General features: G+C 72.4%; 10 protein-coding genes. 7 read left to right on the plus strand and 3 right to left on the minus strand.

What is annotated here, in order from left to right:
* Positions 1–166 precede the first annotated feature (166 nt).
* From ACIQ9E_RS08480 to ACIQ9E_RS08510, 7 genes are all read left to right on the plus strand, one after another.
* On the plus strand, positions 167–1645 hold the full coding sequence (locus ACIQ9E_RS08480; RefSeq protein WP_403703931.1) for a pyridoxal phosphate-dependent decarboxylase family protein: 1479 nt from the start codon (positions 167–169) through the stop codon (positions 1643–1645).
* 210 nt (positions 1646–1855) lie between these two features.
* Positions 1856–3040 carry an acyl-CoA dehydrogenase family protein gene (locus ACIQ9E_RS08485; protein WP_403703934.1) on the plus strand — a complete coding sequence of 395 codons (1185 nt, stop codon included), beginning with the start codon at positions 1856–1858 and terminating at the stop codon, positions 3038–3040.
* Positions 3041–3327: 287 nt separating this feature from the next.
* On the plus strand, positions 3328–4062 hold the full coding sequence (locus tag ACIQ9E_RS08490) for a ribosome-inactivating family protein (RefSeq protein WP_403703937.1): 735 nt from the start codon (positions 3328–3330) through the stop codon (positions 4060–4062).
* Between the two features lie 19 nt (positions 4063–4081).
* Positions 4082–8107 (plus strand): DUF6603 domain-containing protein, encoded by a 4026-nt coding sequence (locus ACIQ9E_RS08495; RefSeq protein ID WP_403703940.1) that lies wholly within the window; start codon positions 4082–4084, stop codon positions 8105–8107.
* Between the two features lie 55 nt (positions 8108–8162).
* Positions 8163–10565 carry a hypothetical protein gene (locus ACIQ9E_RS08500; protein WP_403703943.1) on the plus strand — a complete coding sequence of 801 codons (2403 nt, stop codon included), beginning with the start codon at positions 8163–8165 and terminating at the stop codon, positions 10563–10565.
* On the plus strand, positions 10562–14491 hold the full coding sequence (locus ACIQ9E_RS08505) for a hypothetical protein (RefSeq protein WP_403703946.1): 3930 nt from the start codon (positions 10562–10564) through the stop codon (positions 14489–14491). Before ACIQ9E_RS08500 ends, ACIQ9E_RS08505 begins: the two co-directional genes overlap by 4 nt.
* Positions 14492–14525: 34 nt before the next feature.
* Entirely contained in the window at positions 14526–15926 is a 1401-nt protein-coding gene (locus ACIQ9E_RS08510; RefSeq protein WP_403703949.1) for a hypothetical protein, read from the plus strand.
* A 96-nt stretch (positions 15927–16022) separates the two neighbouring features.
* Here the strand turns inward: ACIQ9E_RS08510 and ACIQ9E_RS08515 are convergent, their stop codons facing one another.
* The 3 genes from ACIQ9E_RS08515 to ACIQ9E_RS08525 form a co-directional block, all read right to left on the minus strand.
* Positions 16023–17588 (minus strand): carbamoyltransferase C-terminal domain-containing protein, encoded by a 1566-nt coding sequence (locus ACIQ9E_RS08515; protein WP_403703952.1) that lies wholly within the window; start codon positions 17586–17588, stop codon positions 16023–16025.
* A gap of 87 nt (positions 17589–17675) precedes the next feature.
* Complete coding sequence (gene hisN / locus ACIQ9E_RS08520) at positions 17676–18530, minus strand: histidinol-phosphatase (RefSeq protein WP_403703956.1); 855 nt, start codon at positions 18528–18530, stop codon at positions 17676–17678.
* Between the two features lie 10 nt (positions 18531–18540).
* Positions 18541–19230 carry a methyltransferase gene (locus ACIQ9E_RS08525; protein ID WP_403703958.1) on the minus strand — a complete coding sequence of 230 codons (690 nt, stop codon included), beginning with the start codon at positions 19228–19230 and terminating at the stop codon, positions 18541–18543.
* Positions 19231–19245 lie beyond the last annotated feature (15 nt).

Here is a 19245-nt window from a genome sequence, read left to right on the forward strand (position 1 = left end):
CCGAACGGGCCCGGTCCGGCCCCGCCCACGCGTGACCATCCGCCGGTCAGCCGGCCGCCCGGAGCAGTCCGCCCGTGCACCATGCGCCCCCTTCCCCCGTACCCGAGACCGACCCGAGCCCGGCCCTGCGCCCATGACGCGGAGGACGGCGGGCTCAAGGAGCCTGATGAGCCACCAGTTCGATGCCCTGCTCTCCGCGTCCGCACCGGCGCCGCCCCCGGGGCGCGACGGGCTGGACGTCTCCACCGCCGAGCTGGACCGCATGCTGGACCATGCCCGGCAACTGGTGTGCGACTTCCACGACGGGATCGACGGAAGCCCGGCGCAGCACGGAGGGCCCGACGCGGGGCTCCTCGCCCGGCTGTCCGCCGCCCCGGCGGAGGAGCCGGGCGACGTCCGGCGGCTGATGGCGCTGGCCGCCCTCGCCGCGAAGACCTCTGTGGAGACCTCCTCGCCCCGCTTCCTGGGCTACGTCCCCAGCGGCGGCCTGGCCACCTCCGCGGTGGCCTCCCTCCTGACGGCCGGGTTCAACCGGTACTCCGGCCTGCCGGACCACAGTCCCGCGCTGGTCGCCCTCGAACACGGCGTCATGCGATGGCTGTGCCAAGAGTTCGGGCTCCCGGCCACGGCCGTCGCCACCACCCATACCGGAACGTCGATGGCCACCCTCACCGCGATCGCCGCGGCCCGCCACACCCGCCTGGGCGAGGACGCCACCGGGGCGACGGTCTACACCACCCGCCACACCCACCCCGTCGCGCTGCGCGCCCTGCGCATCGCCGGGCTTCCGCAGTCCTGTCTGCGCATCGCCCCCACCACCGGCGACCTGCGGATGGATCCCCGGGCCACGGCACGGATGATCGAGGACGACAGGAGGTCCGGGTATCGCCCGTTCCTGCTCATGGCCAATGCCGGCACCACCACCACCGGCACGATCGACCCCCTCGACCGGCTGGCGGACCTCGCCCGCCGCGAAGCCCTCTGGCTCCATGTGGACGCCGCCTACGGCGGTGCCTTCCAGCTCACCGAGCGCGGCCGCGAGCGACTGGCCGGGATCGGCGCGGCCGACTCCATCACCCTCGACCCCCACAAGGGCTTCTTTCTGCCCAACGGACTCGGTGTGCTGCTCGTCCGGGACGCGGCGGTGCTGCGCGACACCTTCGCCCTGCGCCACCGCCACTGTCTGGCCGACCAGTGCGACAGCGGAGTGCTGCCCTCCTACAGCGACCTCGGTCCGGAACTCACCCGCGAGTACCGGGGGTTGCGCTTGTGGCTGCCCCTGCATGTGCACGGTGTCGGGGCGTTCCGCCGGGCGCTCGACCGCATGCTCGACCTGGCCGTCTTCGCCCAGGAGCGGCTGACCGCCGCTCCCGCGCTGGAGACCATGGGCGCTCCGCCGCTCACGGTGGTCCCGTTCCGGCTGCGCCGTGGGGGCGATCCGGCCAATCGTGCCCTCGTGGCGGAGATCAACTCCACCCGTTCCGTCTTCGTCAGCGGCGCCGAGATCGACGGCCGCTACACCGGGCGGATCTGCCTGCTCAACCAGCGGCTCACCACCGGTCACCTGGAGGAAGCGCTCCATGCCATCACCGGGGCCGCCGAAGGCGCCGATCGCAGCGCCCACCGGCAGCCCGCGGCCGGATGATCCCGCGGACGCCCCGCGCAACCGTACGGAAGGCCGGGCCGGAGGGCTCCGGGTAGGACGAAGAAGCGCGCCGATGCCGTCGTCGGCCGGCCCAGCGGTGGACACCCGGTGGCTCATTGCGACGGCCGGGCCGGCCCCCGCCGATTGACAGTCGCAGGCATCGGCGCGACGGTGGGGGTCCGCCCGTGGTCCGAAGCCGGAGGTTCCCCCTTGGTCGTTTCATCAGCACCCCGTACGGAGTCCGAACTCCTCGACCGGGTCAGCGCGTTACATCCGTTCATCCGCTCGCACTCGGCACGCGCCGAGCGGGAGCGGCGGGTGACGCGCGAGGTCGTCGAGGCCATCGGGGACTCCGGGATCCTGCGCATGAACGTCCCCCGGCACTACGGGGGCTACCAGACCTCGTTGCGCACGCAGATCGACGCGCTGAGCAGGATCTCCGCCGCCTGCGGTTCCGCCGGATACCTGGCGCTGAGCCAAGCCGCCGCCGCCTTCATCGCGGCCCTCTTCCCCGACGAGGCCCAGGACGAGTTCTTCACCGTTCCCGACGTCCGGATCAGCACCACGCTCGTGCCGGGCTCGAAGGCCGTTCCGGTGGACGGCGGCTACACGGTGGACGGGAAGTCGCCCTTCGCGACCGGATGCCAGGACGCCGACTGGCATCTGCTGACCGCGCTGGACGACACCGGGGAAGGCCCGCCGGAGCTGTTGTGGCTGGCGATTCCCATGGCCGACCTCCGGATCCTGGACGACTGGGACTTCTCCGGTCTGACCGGGAGCGGCAGCAACACGGTCGTGGCCGAAGGCCTCCGGGTGCCCGCCCATCGCGTCCTGCGGGTGGGGCCGCTGCTGGAGGGCACGTCCCCGTCCCGGCGGAACAGCGCCGACCCGTTCTACGGGATGCCGCTGATCCTGCTGTTCTGTGCCTGGACGGCCGCCAGCGTCGTCGGGCTGGCGCGGGGTGCCCTGGCGGAGTTCGGGGAGCGCATCCACCAGCGGGGTATCACCTATACCTTCTATGAGCACCAGCACGAGGCCGCGGTGACGCATCTGCAGTTCGCCGAGGCCGAGATGAAGGTCTCCTCAGCGGAGCTGATCGTCGCCGACCTGGTGGGGCTGCTCGAATCCCGGGCGGCCACGGGAGAGCCGTACACGACGGTCGAGCGGGCGCGGGTCAGGGCGCAGTGCGGGTATCTGGCGCGGCTGTGCAAGGAGGCGGGGGATCTCGTCGGGTCCGCTTCGGGCGCCTCGTCCCTGCACCGGGACGTGCCGGTCCAGCGGATGGTACGGGATCTCAACGCCCTGAACCTGCACTCGTTCATCAATCCCGCGACCAACCTGGAGCTTTACGGCAGGGTGCTGTCGGGGCTCGAACCCGATACGCCATTCCTCTGAAACGACGCCCCCGACTCGCCCATGCGTGACCATGCGGCGGGACCGCCACGGCCCGGTACCCGCCCTTGAGGAAACGCCGCGTACGACGCCTCCCGTACCGCGGCTCAACAGAATTCGCCCCAGCCCGTCGCGTCTCACCGGACGCCTTCGGCACACGCCTCGGCTTCCGGCTCAGCGGTGGGGAATTCCTTCGTCGGCCGGGCCGTCGCAGGCTTGCGCATCCCTCCGGGCAGCGGCAAGACTGTGGCGGTCCACGGGCATGGGGAATCCGGTGGGGGGACCGCTGCATGGTCATGGCGAACGGGGACACGCATTCCTACGCGGCGACCTATGAATCGGACGCCGCCGCATTTCGCGCGATGATTCAGTTTCTGCGCGACCGGTTCAACCCGGGCATCGGAACCCCGCCGAACCCGGATACGCGGTTCGTCCGGGTCGATTTCGAACTCGACTACGGAGCCAAGGCGGTCCGGGTCTATCTCCTGAAGGAGAACCTCTACCTCCAGGGCTGGTCGATCGGCCGGGCCGGCGCCGCGGAACACTTTCTCGCCGCCCGCGGCAGTCAGGCCGCGCCCGAACAGCCGGTCCCCGTCCGGACGGATCAGCGTGTTTCCTCGCAGTACTCCGAGGCGGCGCCGGACTTCGACATCGGAGGGTTCCAGCTGATCACTGATCTGGAAACCCTCTACAACCATGTGGACAAACTGGTGAGGACCGGATCGGGAGCACCGGCCAAGGCCGAGGAGGCGTTCCACCGGCTCATCATCATGACGGCGGAGATGGCCCGGTTCGGCGGATTCTGCGAGAGCTTCCTCACCGGCTGGCCGGAACTCTGGTCCCAGTACACCCGTCTGCCGAGGCCGGACGGTACGGAGACGATGTACTTCAACGAAGCGGTCAAGAAGTGGGACGACCTCTCGGCGGTGGTCCGCGGGACGAAATCCGGCCTGTCGTACGCCGGACGCGAGGTGGGGCCGGCCGAAGCCGGCCAGATCATGGGGAACGGCGCTCTGCACCGGTAGCCGACGACGGAGGGGTCCGATGGATCTCGATGCCCTGGAAGCGCACCTGACGAGCCTGGGGGAAACTCCCGTACTGCGCGCCACGGACACCCTGCTGCCCCCGCAACTGACGGACCTGCTGGCCACGTTCCCGGACGGGGTCTGCCGGGGCACACCCGGTTCGCAGGCACCGCGGATCGACCCCGGGCACACCACGCTGGCCTTCGGCCTGAGCTGCGTATCCACCGGCTGGCCCGCCGGCGGGCGGGTGACGCTCGCGGTGACCGGCGTGAGCGTGACCGCGTCGGCGGACGGCTCCGTCGTCCTGGTGCTCAGCGGGGCGTTCGACTCCGTCGCGGTGGTGTGCACCGTGACCGAGGGTGAGGACGGCAGCCTCACCGCTGCCGTACGCCCACGGCAGCGGGCGGCTTTCGCGGACGCGCTGGACGAACTGGGGGAACGCCTCAGCGACGCCTCCGTGTGGCAGAGCGCCCGGCAGGGGCTGCATGCGCTCGGCTTCGCCGCCCGTGACGTCGCCGGTTTCGATATCCGGCTGGCCCCGAAGGAGGGTGCCGTACCGGCTGTCCGCGCAGTGGCCTCCATGGCGGTCGTCGCCGCGCTCGACATCAAGGCGCTCGCGCTGGAGATCGCGGTCTGGCTGCCCGAGCTGCGGGTCACCGGCCGGCTGCGGGACGGCGAGCCGCTCGGCCTCCGGACCGTGCTGGAGTCGTTCGGGCTGCCCGTGGGCGAGGTGCCCGCGTCCCCGGCCATCGGCGAACTGCTCTTCACCGCGAGCCTCGGCAGGGCGTTCCTGGTCCGGATGACGGCCACCGGTGACTGGGACATCGGCCCCTTCGCGCTCACCGCCCTGTCCGTGGCCCTGTCCTACGATCCCGCCCGCGGGTTCGCCGCCCAGATCGGCGGCACGGTGTCGATCGGCCACTCCGTCGACATCGAACTGTCCGCCTCGCAGACCGGCGGCGCGAAGGGCGGCTGGACCTTCAGCGGTGGGCTCGCGGCCGGGGAGACCGGCGTGGGCGAGGTGATCGACGCGCTGCGGCTGCCCGATGCCCCCGGCCCCCTCCGCGCCCTGGAGCTGACCGCCCTCCGGCTCTCCCACACCACCGGCACCAAGGTCTTCGACTTCCTCTGCCGGGGCCGGATCACGATCGCGGACGGGATCACCGCCTCCCTGGCGCTGACCGTCACCCGGGACGACGCCGCGATCCGCTACGGCGGCCGGCTGGCCGTCGGTGATCTCTCCTTCGACATCGTCCTCGACGAGGAGCGGACCGGCACCGATCTCCTCGTCGCCACCTTCCACTCCGCCGACGGCGACGCCCGGGTCACGCTGCGGGACCTGGTCGCGCACTTCTCCGCCGACCTCGCTTCCGATATCCCCGACGGTCTGCGCATCGGGCTCAAGGACGCCAAGTTCGTACGGTTCGAACCGGCGAACGGCCCCGCGGTGTTCTGCATCGGGGTCGATCTGTCGGCATCGGTCGATCTGGCCCGGCTGCCCCTCGTCGGTGGATTCCTCTCCGCGGTGGGCGGCGAACTCGCCGTCGACGGCCTCCAGATCCTCTACGCGTCCGGCGGGTTCGACACCGCCGCGGCCGGGGCCGCCAACACGCTGCTCGCGCGGGCCGGGGTGGTGGAGTTACCCGGGGGCGGGCTGAAGGCCGGACCCGCCGCCCTCGCCGTCCTCCGCATCGGCACGGAGCGGACACCCGTCGCCCTCGGTCTGCCCGCGGGCCCGGCCGCATCCGGCCGCTCCGCGCCCGCCGTGCCGGACGCCCCCGCAGCCCCCGCCGTGCCGGACGCCCCCGCGGCGCCCACCACGCCGGGCACCCCCGCCTCCAGCGGCGTCTGGTTCGACGTCCAGAAGCAGCTCGGGGTGGTCCAGATCAACCGTATCGGCGTGATGTACCAGCACAACACGCTGCTCTTCGGCCTCGACGCCGGGGTGCAGCTCGGGCCGCTGTCCATGTCACTGGACGGGCTGGCCGTCGGCTCGTCGCTGGAACGATTCGCCCCCGTCTTCCGTCTCGACGGCCTCGGCGTCGGCTACGCCACTCCCCCGGTCGAGATCGAAGGCGCGCTGCTGCGCCTCCCCGACGACCGGCTGGACGAGGGAGTGGCCTTCCAGTTCGACGGGACCGCGACCGTTGCCGTACCGGACTTCTCCCTGGCCGCCGTCGGCTCGTACGCCCAGCCGGCCTCCGGACAGCCGTCGTTGTTCGTGTTCGCCCAGCTCGAAGCGCCCCTCGTGGCGGCGCCGCCGATCCTGGTCACCGGGCTGATGGCCGGATTCGGCTTCAACCGCGAACTGACCCTGCCGAGCGCGCGCGAGGTGTCCGGCTTCCCGCTGCTGGCACTGAACAAGCAGGGACCGGACGCCGACCGGCGGCCGTCCGCCGTCCTGGACGTCCTGGAGGGGCGCAGGCCCGCCGTGCCCAACGGCCCGTTGCGGGAGTGGATCGCCCCGCGCCAGGGTTCGTACTGGCTGGCCCTGGGCGTCGAGTTCACCGTCGCGGAGGTGGTGAACGCCAAGGTGCTGCTGGCCGCCGAGTCCGGCCGGGAGACGGCGTTCGCCGTGCTGGGGATCGCGACCCTCCAGCTTCCGATCCCCGCCGAGTCCGCCACCCGTGCCTACGTCTACGCCGAGCTGGGACTCGAAGCGGTCGTCCAGCCCCTCACCGGAAGCTTCGAACTGGCCGCGCAGCTCGCCCCGGCGTCGTACGTCCTGACTTCCGCCTGCCGTCTCACCGGCGGTTTCGCCGCCTCGGTCTGGTTCGGTGACCGCCCGGACGCCGGACAGTTCGTGGTCACCCTCGGCGGCTACCATCCGTCGTTCCGGCGCCCCGCCGCCTACCCCGACGTACCGCGGCTCGGCATCGACTGGGCCGTCAGCGACAGCCTGACGATCACCGCGCAGGCGTATCTCGCCGTGACCCCGTCGTGCGCGATGGCCGGAGGACGGCTGAGCATCGTCTTCCACGCGGGGGACTTCCGGGCGTGGTTCACCGCCCAGGCGGACATCCTGCTGTCCTGGCGGCCCTTCTTCTTCACCGCCCGGGTCGCGGTGAGCATCGGCGCCTCGTACCAGGTCAACATCGGCATCCTCCACAAGACGGTCAGCGCGACCGTCGGCGCCGAGCTGGAGCTGTGGGGGCCGCCGACCGGCGGTTCGGTCACCGCGCACTTCCTGACCTTCTCCAAGACGATCGGCTTCGGCCCCGGCCCGTCCGGGGCGAACACCGGGGCACTCGGCTGGGACGCGTTCGCGGAGCTGCTGCCGGAGCCGGCGGACACCGTCACCATCGCCCCGGTGTACGGCGTGGACAACACCACCACAGACACCACGGACACCACCGCAGGGGAGCGCGGCAGCAGCGGCAAGATCTGGTACGCCCGCGCCCGTGACCTGCGGTTCTTCACCCAGTCCGCGATTCCGGCCAGCCATCTCCGCCTGGGCGGCGCCCCGCTGTCGTCACCCGGCCCCGAGGACGGGCCCGCCGTCGACATCAAACCCATGGACCGCACCGGCCTGGTCGGCGAGCACCGTCTGGAGCTGTTCTACGAGGGCGCCCCGGCGCCGCTGGACGGCTGGACGGCGACCGCCCGCACCCACAACATGCCCGCCGCCCTGTGGGGCGCCCCGCCGAGCCCCTTCAGCCATACTCCGGACGCGCCCGGCGCCGAGGTGCTCCCCGGCCGGCCCGTCGGCTTCGACCTCCGGGCGCCCCGGCCCGAACTGGCCGTCTCGCGCGGGGTCTTCCCGCTCGGCGAGTACACCGCGGACGAGATCCCGCCGGGCCTCGCCCCGCTGCCCTCGTCGCCCGTTCCCGACCGCGGCTTTCTCTGCGTACCCGACGACTCCTCGGTGGACCGGATCGGGAGCATCGACCGGGGTACGGCCCGCACCGGGCGCGATCTGCTGTACGCAGCGCTGGCCGACGCCGGTCTGTTCGGCGGCCCGGCGGACACTCCGGCCGGGCTGGCGGCGGGGGCCGCCCACCTCTACAGCCGGGCCCCGCTGGTCCGGAACCCGTCCCAGGACTGATCTCCGGTCCCAGGCCGATCCGCCGGACCCCGCCCCAGGACCGAGGGAGTTCTCCGTGAGCCCGAGCCCGCAGCACCCCGCCCGCGACACCATCCCGGTCGGGGACGTCGAACTGCACGACCACTATCTGCCCGCGCTGCCCGCGGGTGACTACCGGATCGAGGCCACCCACACCCTGCGCACCGGCGCGGGCGGGGGCGCGGAAACCGTCGGTGGTCCGTTCCGGGCCGTGCAGCGGTTCACGGTACGGGCTCCCCAAGTGGCCTTCGACACCTCGGCGGTGCTCGCCCGGCAGCCGCCGGACTCGGCCGAGGGCCGGTTCGCCGAGGTACTACCGCATGTGGTGCTCGGAGACCCGCTGCTGCCGTGGGAGCGCCCGCTGCGCGGAGCGGACCGCGCCACTCCGTGGCTGGCGCTGCTGGTCCTCACCGACGACCAGATCGCCGGGGGTACGACCAGCCCGGCCCGCTCCGAGCCGACCACGGTGGGCGGGCTCCTCGCGGCCGACCAGGACGTACTCAAACCCGCGCTGTCCCCGGAGGCCGATATCGGGCGGGACGATCCGTGCGAGACGGTCCGGATCCCCACCGCAGTCTTCCGCCAGGTGGTTCCCCGGCTGGACGAACTGCGGTACCTGGCGCACTGCCGGGGCGCCAACACCGGGGACCGGCCGATCCTCGGCATCCAGGAGGACGGGCTGTTCTCCGTCGTCGTCGCGGGCCGCTTCCCGGCCGCCGCACCGCCCGGATCACCCCCGGAGGCCCGCACCAAGAACATCGTCCACCTGGTCTCCCTGGAGGGCCACGAACCGCTCCTGGGGCCGGACCCGGACTTCCGGGGCCGTACCTCGGTCGCGCTGCTGTCCCTGTGCCGCTGGACGTTCTGGGCCCATCCCGACGCCGGGGCGCACTTCCGCGGCCTCGCCGAAGGACTCACCCGCGGCCCGGACCGCTCGCGCGCGGCGACCCGCGACGAGATGTGGCTGCGGCTGCCCTCCCCGTACCGGGACGCGGACGGCACCCCTCGGGCCCGGCGCGAGGTGGCCCGGCGGATCGGCGCCGGCTATGTGCCGCTGCCGTACCGGACCCGGTCCGGCGAGCGGACCTTCGGCTGGTACCGGGGGCCGCTGACGCCCGTACTGCCCGCGGCGGTCGACCGGGTGGCCACCGCCGGCACCGCGGACGCCCTGCTCGGCTACGACCCCGCCTGGGGCAGCTTCGACGTGTCGCTCGCGACCGCGTTCGAGACGGGCCGGGCGCTCGCGCTCGCCGACTCCGCGTACGTCCGGCAGCTCACCGCCTTCCGACACGCCGCCCGCGGTCTGGCCGACACCCTCTACCACCGGGCCACCAGCGTCCATCTGCCGCCGGACGGCGGCGAGGAGCGGCCGCACCCCGCCCGTACGGCCTTCGCGGCACTCCTCGACGGGCCGTTGCTCACCACCCTGGGCGCGGTCCCGGCCCGCCCGGACGGCGTCTGGTCGCCGCCCGCGCCCGAGTCCGCGCCGGAGGATCCGAGCGGGGATCTGGACGCCTTCCTGCGGTCCGACGCCGCCCGCGCGGCCGTCACCCGGGCCCTGGACGAGGACGAGGGACTCAGGGAGCGGCTGGCCCCGGTAGTGGACTGGCTGGGGGGACTCGTGCTGCTCCGGGCGGTGCCGTTCAGCCATCTCGTACCCGACGCGCGCATGCTGCCGCCGGAGTCGCTCCGCTTCTTCCACACCGACCCCAACTGGACGGCCGCGCTGGTGGGCGGGGCGCTGGGGATCGGCGCCCAGTCGAGCCGGGACACCCGCCAGGACCAGGTGGTGGCCGCCGCCGTACGGAGGAAGGCGGCGGAGTCGGCGGCGGCCCGACGGGACGTGGACCGCGGGGTCCGGGACGATCCCCCGGACGGTACGCCCGCCGTCCTCGGCCCGGTGAGCGGTCTGCTGCTGCGCTCCGCGCTGGTCTCCGGCTGGCCCCACCTCGCCGTGCGCGCCGTCGGTGCCGACGGCCGGCCGCTGCCGGTGCTGCGGATGGACCACCTCTCCCCCACGGTGCTGCTCTGCCTGTTCAACGGGGTGCCCGCCACCGTCGAACTCGCCGAGCCCCAGGAAGGCTTCCGCTTCGGAGTGGAGGACGACGGCCGAATCCCGCTGCGCAGCATGACGGCACCGGACACCGGCCCCCGGCTGCCGCTCGGGGAGCAGCTCGGCCCGGACACCACCTTCAGGGTCCTGGACCATCTCCGCCCGTCCCAGGACCCCGCCGTCCGGGTGCTGGACCTCGGGTCGCTCGTTCCGGCGCTGTCCGCCGCACTGGACACCGCGCACGGCACCGCGCTCGGGCCGTTGGGCCCCGCCGACCTCGCGCTCCAACTGGTCAAGGTGCCCGAGGCGATCCGGTTCGACGGCCCGGACGGTGACCGGTTCCCCGCCCGGGAGGCCCGGGAGGCCCAAAAAGGAGACCGAGGATGAGTACGGGCCCCGCCCTCGTCGTACCGGTCGCCCTCGACGCCCTCGTGGTGTCACCGGCCGTACTGCGCCGCGACGGCTTCCGCACCTGGCGCCGGAACTACCTCGCCCTCAACGACTACATGAGCCCCGAACCCGACGAGGGCGACCGCCAGACCGACGACCCCCTCTTCAGCCGTACCGGGGTGCATCTGCACTGGACGCTGCCCCGGGGCCTGCGCCACGGCTTCGAGGACCCCGCCACCGGCGAGGTCGACTATCCGCTCGTGCCCAACCGGTGGCTCGTCACGCGCTTCAGCGGCACCGCGGCCCGCCGAGTCAGGGCCTGGGTCGTCGAGAGCGACTGCCCCCACACCCCGTACGCCCGGCAGCAGGGCCACCCCCTGGAGCACTCCAGCCCCTATCTGGTCACCGGTGACACCCTCGTCGCCTGGTCGGCGAGCCCCGACCCGTACCGCAGCGCCAGAACCTCCAAGGCCCACCAGGCGGCCATCGGGCTGGCCTTCCCGCACAGCGACGCCGGGCCCTGGACGGAACGGGCCCCCCGGGATCCGCTGTTCCTCACCGCCATGGCCGCGGGTGACCCGCACTTCACCACGTACGTGCCGCACAACACCAATGTCTTCTCGTTCCTCGACGACCTGGCCGACGTCCCCGGTCCCGACACCCTCGGATACCAGGTCGTCGGCTGGTACTCCGACCCCGCCGCCGATGTCCTCGCCGCCCTGCCACCGGGCACGTCCTACGCCGACCGGCTCGACCGGCTCGGCTGGCGGGACCCGCGCCTCACCGGCAACCCCGTCCTCGACGCCGGTCTCACCCCCACGGTCCGCAGCCTCTACCAGGGTCTGGCCCTGACCGTCCCCTGGGACCCGGCCGCCGCCGGCGCCCCCTCCCCCGACCCGCTCCACACCGTCAAGGACAGCGGAGCGCTCAATGTCGCCATCGGCACCACCACCGAGGACTCCTTCACCGCCCTCGCCGGACACGCCCTCCGGGCCGCCGGCGCCCGGCCCACCGCCGGCGATCTGCAACTCCTCCGCGCCTTCCTGCACGATCTGCTGCCCGTCGCCGACGAAAAGGGCGGTGACGAGCGGGTGCGCAGGGCCGTGCACGCCGCCTCGTTCGGCGCGTCGGCGGGCGGCTACCACTGGACGGTGACACCGCCGCCCGCCGACACCGGGCACACCGGCGCCGGGGCCGCCGGAACCGAATCCGCCGGAACCTCGGCCGGGGGCGCGCCGCCCGAACCCTTCACCCCACCCGCCTGGCTCACCACCCTCAACGACGACCAGCACCGGCTGGACGGCCTGCTCGGCGAGGTGCACGCCCTCCAGTGGCGGCTCAACTCCCTCTGGCTGAAGAACGGTCTCCTCGGCATCCTGGACCCGCCACCCGCCCGTGCTCCCCACCAGGACGGCATCCAGCAGGAACTCGACCCCACCCGTGAGGGCTCCCTCGCGCATACCGTACGGGCGAAAACCAACGAGGCCCGCGCCCTCGCCGGCCTGGTCCCCCAGCCGGACCGGTCCGCACCGCACGCGGGCGCCCATGATGCGCTCCTCGCCGGGATCAGCGCCTTCGGCCGGGCCGGAGGACTGCCGGAGGGCGCCGTCCTCAAGGCCGTGCCCCGGCCTCCGTACCGGCACGGTGTCAACCCCGTGGTGAGCCTGTCCGGGATCCTGCCCCCGTCCGACGCCGTGGTCACCGATACGCCCGTACCCGTCCGGCCGCTCACCGACGACACCCCGACCCCGCTCGTCGGCGCCGTCACGGTCGGCGGCAGGACCGTCACCGCCCCACCCGGGCAGGGGCCGGTGCCCGCCCTCCCCGGCCCCGGCGCACTGCCGGGCGAGATCCCGGGGCTGCTCACCGAGTACTTCCTGCTCGACCCCGGCAACGCCACCGCCGTCGCCGCCGCCTGCGGACTGCCGGAAGCCGACGTCCGCGCCGCCCTCGCCGCACACCGGCCGGACGAGTTCACCGGCACCCTGCCCGCGCTCGGCACGGACCCCTGGAGCCAGCCCTGGGAGCCGCTGTTCATGGAGTGGAAGACCGTCTACCACCACATCCCGCACACCGCCGGCGGACGGAGCTGCTGGGCCTTCGACGGCACCGACTACCGCTATGTCCCGGGCACGGCACCCGCCCCGAAGCCGGTCGTGGTCAAGGGCGTCTCCGAACTCGGCCCGCACCCCCGCGCGCTGTTCGCCGCCCGGCTGAAGGAGTTCGTCTCCCGGCACGGCTCCGCCGACCAGCGCGACCGGCTCCCCGCCTGGCTGTCGGCCGTCGGCGACTGGGGGTTCCTCGCCCAGGAACTCACCGGGTTCAACGACCGCCTCGCGGGCCGCGACACCCGCGCCTTCCGCCGCCCCACCCCCCAGGACCGGCATTTCACCGAGGTCGCGGGCCTCGCCGGCTACCCCGACGCCACCGGCGACGACGCCCTGCCCGAACGCTACCGGGGCCGGGTCACCAGCGTCCCCTACCTCCCCGGCGGGGAGAGCGCACCGTTCCACGAGACCCGGCAGGGCCAGCTCCACCTCGAAGAACTCTTCCTCTACGACAAGTTCGGCCGCGTCCTCGACGTCGTCAGCGCCGACCTGGCGACCGGCGGTCTGCACGACTACCGCTCCTTCCCGCTGATCGTCGACACCGCCCTCACCACCGAGTCCTCCCTCAGCCCGACGGTCGCCGCCGTCGTCCAACTCCCCCCGCGCCCCCTCCAGCCGGCCCGGCTCGACTTCGACCTCCTGGACGCCGCCACCGGCACCCGGGTGGTGGAGACGGCCGCCGACCCCGATCCGGTCACCGGCTGGCTGCTCCCCGACCACCTCGACCGCAGTCTGCTGCTGTACGACCCCACCGGCCGCTTCCTCGGCACGTACCGCCTCCTCACCGACGGCACCGGCACCCGCACCGGCCGGTGGGAACCCCCGCCCGACGGTACGGTCACCACCCTCGACCAGGTCGAGGCGCTCGCCCCGACCGTCGCCGGTCTGCTGCGCTCCCGCGCCCTCGGCCGCGAGGCCGACCTCAGCGCGTTCCTGGACGTCATCGACTCGACGCTGTGGACGACCGACCCGCTGGGGGACCGTACCGACCAGACCCTGTCCGTCCTCGTCGGACGGCCGCTGGCGCTGGTCCGGGCCCGGCTGCGGCTGACCCTCGACGGTCCGCCCCGCTCCGACACCGGCTGGGCGGCGACCCTCAGGCCACCGCCGTCCGCGTTCACCGCCGACCCGTTCCCGGTCCGGCTCGGTGACCAGGCCGCCCGCGACGACGGGCTCATCGGCTACTACCGGACCGCGCCGGGCGGCGGTTACGACTACGAACGGTTCAACAGCGTCACCGCTCCCGACGAAGGCCAGGACCTCGTGGTCCGCATCGGCCCGCCCGGCGCCCCCGCCCCCGCCCCCGGGCAGACCCCCGACGCCCGGACACCGAACTACGTGGCCCTGGCCTTCGGGGACACCGAGCCCACCGGGCTGCTTCTGCTCATGGACCCGCGCGCGAGCGTCCACGCCGTCAGCGGCATCACGCCCACGGTCTCCGCCACCGTCCCCCGGCAGCATGTCGACGGCGCGCTCCGGCGGCTCGGGGCCGTCTTCCGCTTCGGCCCCGTCCTCGGGGGCGGCGGCGAGGACGGCGCGCTGACGTTTCCGCAGCCCAGTACCCGGCACGGCACCTGGTCCTGGCTGCGCCCGCCGCCGCCGCCGGGCGGCCGCTGGGCTCCGTACGGCCTGGCCCCGGCGCCGCCGGACGCGGCGTTCCCGGACCGTCCCCCCGTCGTCGAAGAAGGTCAGCTCCGCCTCCTCACCGAACCCGAACCCGAACCCGAATCCCAACCCGCCCCCGAACCCGCCCCCGAACCCGGTCCCGAACCCGGCTCCCGGCCCGGTCCCGGCTCCGTATCCGAGCAGCCGTAGCCACCCCTCCCGCAGACGTATCAGGAGGCACGCCATGTCCGATCAGCTCCCCCTGCTCAGCTACCGCCTCTCCACCAGTCCGGCCCCGCTCCAGGCGAGCACCCGGGAGACCGCGGCCCAGGGCCGTATCAACGTCGCCGTCACGGCGGACCGGGACGACGTCTTCTGCGACTGGATCCAGATTGCGGTGCCGGGCGACGCGCAGAGCGGGGGCGCGTACTTCACCGAAGGGCCGAAGTTCTCCACGGACAGCAGCGAGTGGGCCGTCGGCTCGATGGTCCAGGTGTCCGGAAAGCACATCGGCCTCGCCACCGACGCCCTGTTCTACCGCGCCGTCTTCCGCTACGCGGGCGACGACAGCGCCCCGATCGACGGCACCGTGCACTTCGGTCTGAGCGGGCCGCTCAGCTCCACCACCGGCATGCTCGACTACCATCTCGCGGAGCACTCCGACACCTCGTCCGACCCCGAGGACTACGTCACGAGACGGCAGGTCCTCCCCCTGCCCGTCACCCCGCCGGTGTTCTATCTGCACACCTTCCTGGCCCGCGACGACGCGAGCGCCGGTGCTCCGAAGACGCGGTTCCGTGCCGGAAGCAGCGTCCATCTGTCCTGGGAGAGCAACGGCTCCGACTTCCGGCTGTTCGACGGGGACGGCGAGCTGGTCCACGAGGGCCCCGAAACGTTCTTCACTCTCGCGCCGGGCTCTCTCACCCTGGACACCACCTTCACCCTGGAGGGGTCCATGGCATCGAGCGCCGGATCGGGCGGCAGTGGTTTCGACCCGGTCTACCAGTACGCCACCCTCACCCTCACCGTGCCGGATCCGACCCTCGCCGCGCTGACCGTCCGGGGCGACGTCGACGCCCTGTCCACCCTGGAGGTCCACGGGGACACGTCGCTGAAGTCCTCCCTCACCGTCGGCGGTTCGGCCGGGGTCGGGAACGCCCTGACGGTCGGCGGCTCCACCGAGGCGAGAAGCGGCCTCACCGTGGGCGGCCGGCTGACCGCCCGGAGCGCTGTGGAGGTGGGAGACGATCTGGACGTCGCCGGCACCCTGAACGCCAACGGCGTCCTCAACGCCCGTGACGCCCTGCACGCCTACGGCCCGGTCGAGGCGGTGAGCGGCGACCACTATGTGCGCATCCGTGAGCTGCGCGGGCCGTACGGCGAGCAGATCTCCCTCAACAGCAACGTCGAAGTGCTCGCGGAGTGCGATGTGACCATCCACGAGCACCTGTACGTGACGAAGGACATAAAGATCAACAACTACGGGGTGCTCTCCGACCGGGACCGGATCGGGCTGTACAACACCCACTACGGCGGTTTCCTCTACGCCAGCACGTACGAGAAGGACAGCGACCGCCGCATCCCGTACGTATGGGTCCCGGGCGACCGGGTGACCGAGTCCTACTGGCGTATCTCGCGCGACTGACCACGCCCGGCCGGGCACGGCGGCGGGCGGTCTTGCCTCGATCCGCGGCCGTGGGGTCCTTCTGCCGTCCCGAACGCCGCCCCTGCGGCGGGCGCCTCACCGCCGCGGGGTGACGAAGGTGCCGTTGACGACGTACCCGTCCAGTCCATGGAGTTCGCCGTACGCGATCAGGTCGCTGGTGCGGTTGATGAATCCGCGCCCCGAGTAGTTGAGGGAGGTGTTGCAGAGGACGCTGAATCCGGTCAGTTCGCCGAAGGCGGTGAGCAGTCCGGCCACTCCCGGGTTCGCCGCCGGGTCGACGGTCTGGGTGCGGGCCGTACCGTCGACGTGTGTCACCGCCCGCAGGTCGCCGGTTTCGACATGGCTGAAGTACAGCATGTACGGGTCGGGGACTCCGCCGCCGAACCAGCGGCCGGCCTCCTGCTCCAGGCAGATGGGGGCGATGGGGCGGTAGCTCTCGCGCTGTTTGATCCGGTTGAGCCTGACGGTCGTCTCCTCGGTGAAGGGGGCGGCCAGGATCGACCGGTTCCCGAGCGCGCGGGGGCCGATCTCCCAGCGGCCCTGCGCCCAGCCGATGATGTTCCCGTCCCGGAGGTAGCGGGCGACCTCTCCGTAGACCAGTGGCCGGACGTCGTAGCGCTGCGGGTCGAACTCCAGGTCCTCGACGAACTCGCCGCCCGCATAGACGTCCCAGTCGAGGTCCGCCGAACCGGTGTAGAAATGCTGGGCGTCGATGGCGGTCCCGATCGCGGAGCCGCTGTCGTTGGGGCACGGGGGGACGAAGACCGCGGGGAAGAGTCCGCACTCCCGCCAGCGGCGGTTCCACTCGCAGTTGAGTCCGCAGCCGCCCGAGACGAGCAGCGGGAGGCCCTCCGTCAGATGCTCCCGGGCGTATGCGTGGAAGCGGTCGAAGATGGCGTCCGACAGACGGGCGGCGAGACTTTTGTACGCCTCCGATTCCACGCCGATGTTGTGGAACGGGGAATCGGTCATCCGGTCCTTCAGCCCGCCCGTGATGACCGTCTGCTGCCCGAGGATGAAGTCGATCGCCTCCTGCTCCTCGCGGGTCGCCGGACCCTTCCCGGCGAAGCCCGCCAGGGCCATCTGCTTGCCCGCGTCCTGGAAGCGGACGAACTCCTCGTGGGGGCTGAAGCCGGGGTCGGCAAGGGCGAAGCCGTAGGAGTACTTGTTGCCCGGGTGGTTGAGCACCTCCTTGAGATGGGTCACCTGCCCGTGCTCGTCGATACGGTAGAAGGAGCCGATGTTCCCCTCCCACACCAGGCTGTAGAAGGGCTGGTCCCGGCGGAACGCGGACATCCCATAGGACGTCATGATGTGGGAGCGTTCATGGGTGGAGGAGAAGACGCGTACGTTCTTCCCGAAGAACCGGCCGGCCGCGTCCGAGATCGCGGAACCGCCCACACCGTAGTACCCGGCGCGGGAGGGCTGGTCGGTGGCCTGGGTGCCCTTGATCCAGCCGCTCATCGCGATGACGTCCGGCTGCCTGTGCAGCCGCTCCGCCGCCACGGCGAACACCTCGGCGGTCAGGCCGCTGTAGCGGATGAACGTGTCCTTCTCCGCTTCCAGGGAGAACAGCAGCCTTCCGTCTTCGACGGCCGCTATCGCCCCGTCATGGCCTTCCTTGAGGGAGAGAATGAGCATGGTGGTCCGTTTCTCTGTGGATTCCGATCCGGTGGTCGGGCGTCGGGGGGAAAGAGGTCTTCGGGCCGGCGGGTCCGGGCATCGGGCTCAGACCGGGTCGTCGGGGGCCGCTCCGCCGGGGCCGGCGGTGGCACCGGTCCGGGTCGAGAGGGCTTCCAGGGCGAGCCGGTGCAACCGCGGGTTGGCGGACAGGGCGCCGGTGCCGCTGCGGGGCGGGGCGCCCAGGAGATCGGTGCAGACTCCGCCGGCTTCCTCCACGAGGATCTGGACGGCGGCGATGTCCCAGGGGTTCACGACCGGTTCGGCCGCGATGTCGAGGGTTCCCTCGGCCACCATGCAGTGCTGGAGGAAGTCCCCGAAGGCACGGTCCTCCCAGCATGCCGCGGCCAGCCGCAGATACGCGGCGGACGAGTGGAAGACGTCCCAGGTACGGGTGCTGGTGGTGGACAGATAGGCGTGGTCGAGGCGGGTGGCGCCGGAGACCCGCAGGGGCAGCGGGGCACTGCCGGTGGGCCCGCGCCGCAGCCGGGCGCCGTATCCGGACGCCGCCCACCAGCGGCTGTGCAGGGCGGGGGCGCTGATCACCCCGACGGTGGGCCGGCCGTCCTCCAGCAGGGCGATGAGCGCAGCCCAGACCGGGATCCCGCGCAGGAAGTTCTTGGTGCCGTCGATGGGGTCGACCAGCCAGGTGCGCCCGGCGGTGACGGCCCCGCCGGTCTCCTCTCCGGCGAAGGCGTCGTGCGGACGGGCGGACCTCAGTGCCTCGCGTACGGCCGCTTCGACGGCGGTGTCCGCGTCGGTCACCGGCGTACGGTCGGGCTTCTCCTGGATCCGCAGGTCACGGGCTTGGAAGCGGCGGGTGGTGATGCTGTCGGCGATATCGGCCAGGTGCAGGGCCAGTTCGAGATCGGGACGGGGATCGGGCTGGAGACGGGGTGGCATGGCGGGCTCGTCACTTCGGGTGCAGTTCGAGGATGTGGTACTCCATGACGCGTACCTCTTCGATCCGGCGTACCCGGTGCAGCAGTTCCCATCGCGCTCCGGCTCCGTCGGCGAGGGCGTCGAGCCGTTCCCGGTCCCCGAGGTCGGCCGTGCCCAGCAGGAGCCTGCCGCCGTCGGCCAGATGCTCGGGGGCTCCGGCGATGTACCGGGCCTGGCCCTGGTAGCCCGGGTCGAAGACGGCGGTGTGCAGATCGGTGGTCAGTGAGAAGCCGTCCTCCACATAGGTCCAGGGCACATTCCAGAAGATGGTGTCGAAGCGGTCGCCGGGGCCGAGCGCCGTGTACATATCGCTGTGGAGAACGCGTACCCGGTCGGCGACTCCGTGCCGTTCGGCGTTGGCGACCGTGTTGGCCACGGCCTTGTCGTTGATGTCCAGCGCGGTGACGGACGCACAGCCGTGGAGCGCGGCGGTCACGGAGATGACGCCCGTCCCGCAGCCGACCTCCAGGAACGAGCCGCCCTTCGGATAGGGGACGGCGGAGGCCATCACCTCCGTCGCGGCGCTCAGAGTGCCGGGGAAGACCCCCCGGTGCAGGTCCCACTCCCGGCCGAGCAGGGTGAAGGAGTCCGGCAGATCGTCACCCTGGAGGGCGTGCTGCAGGACTTGGGCCACGGCCTCGGGGGACTCCTTGAAGGTCATGGTCGCTGCCTCTTT

The sequence above is a fragment of the Streptomyces sp. NPDC094448 genome, assembly GCF_044763775.1.
In the GTDB taxonomy this organism is placed as follows: Bacteria; Actinomycetota; Actinomycetes; order Streptomycetales; family Streptomycetaceae; genus Streptomyces.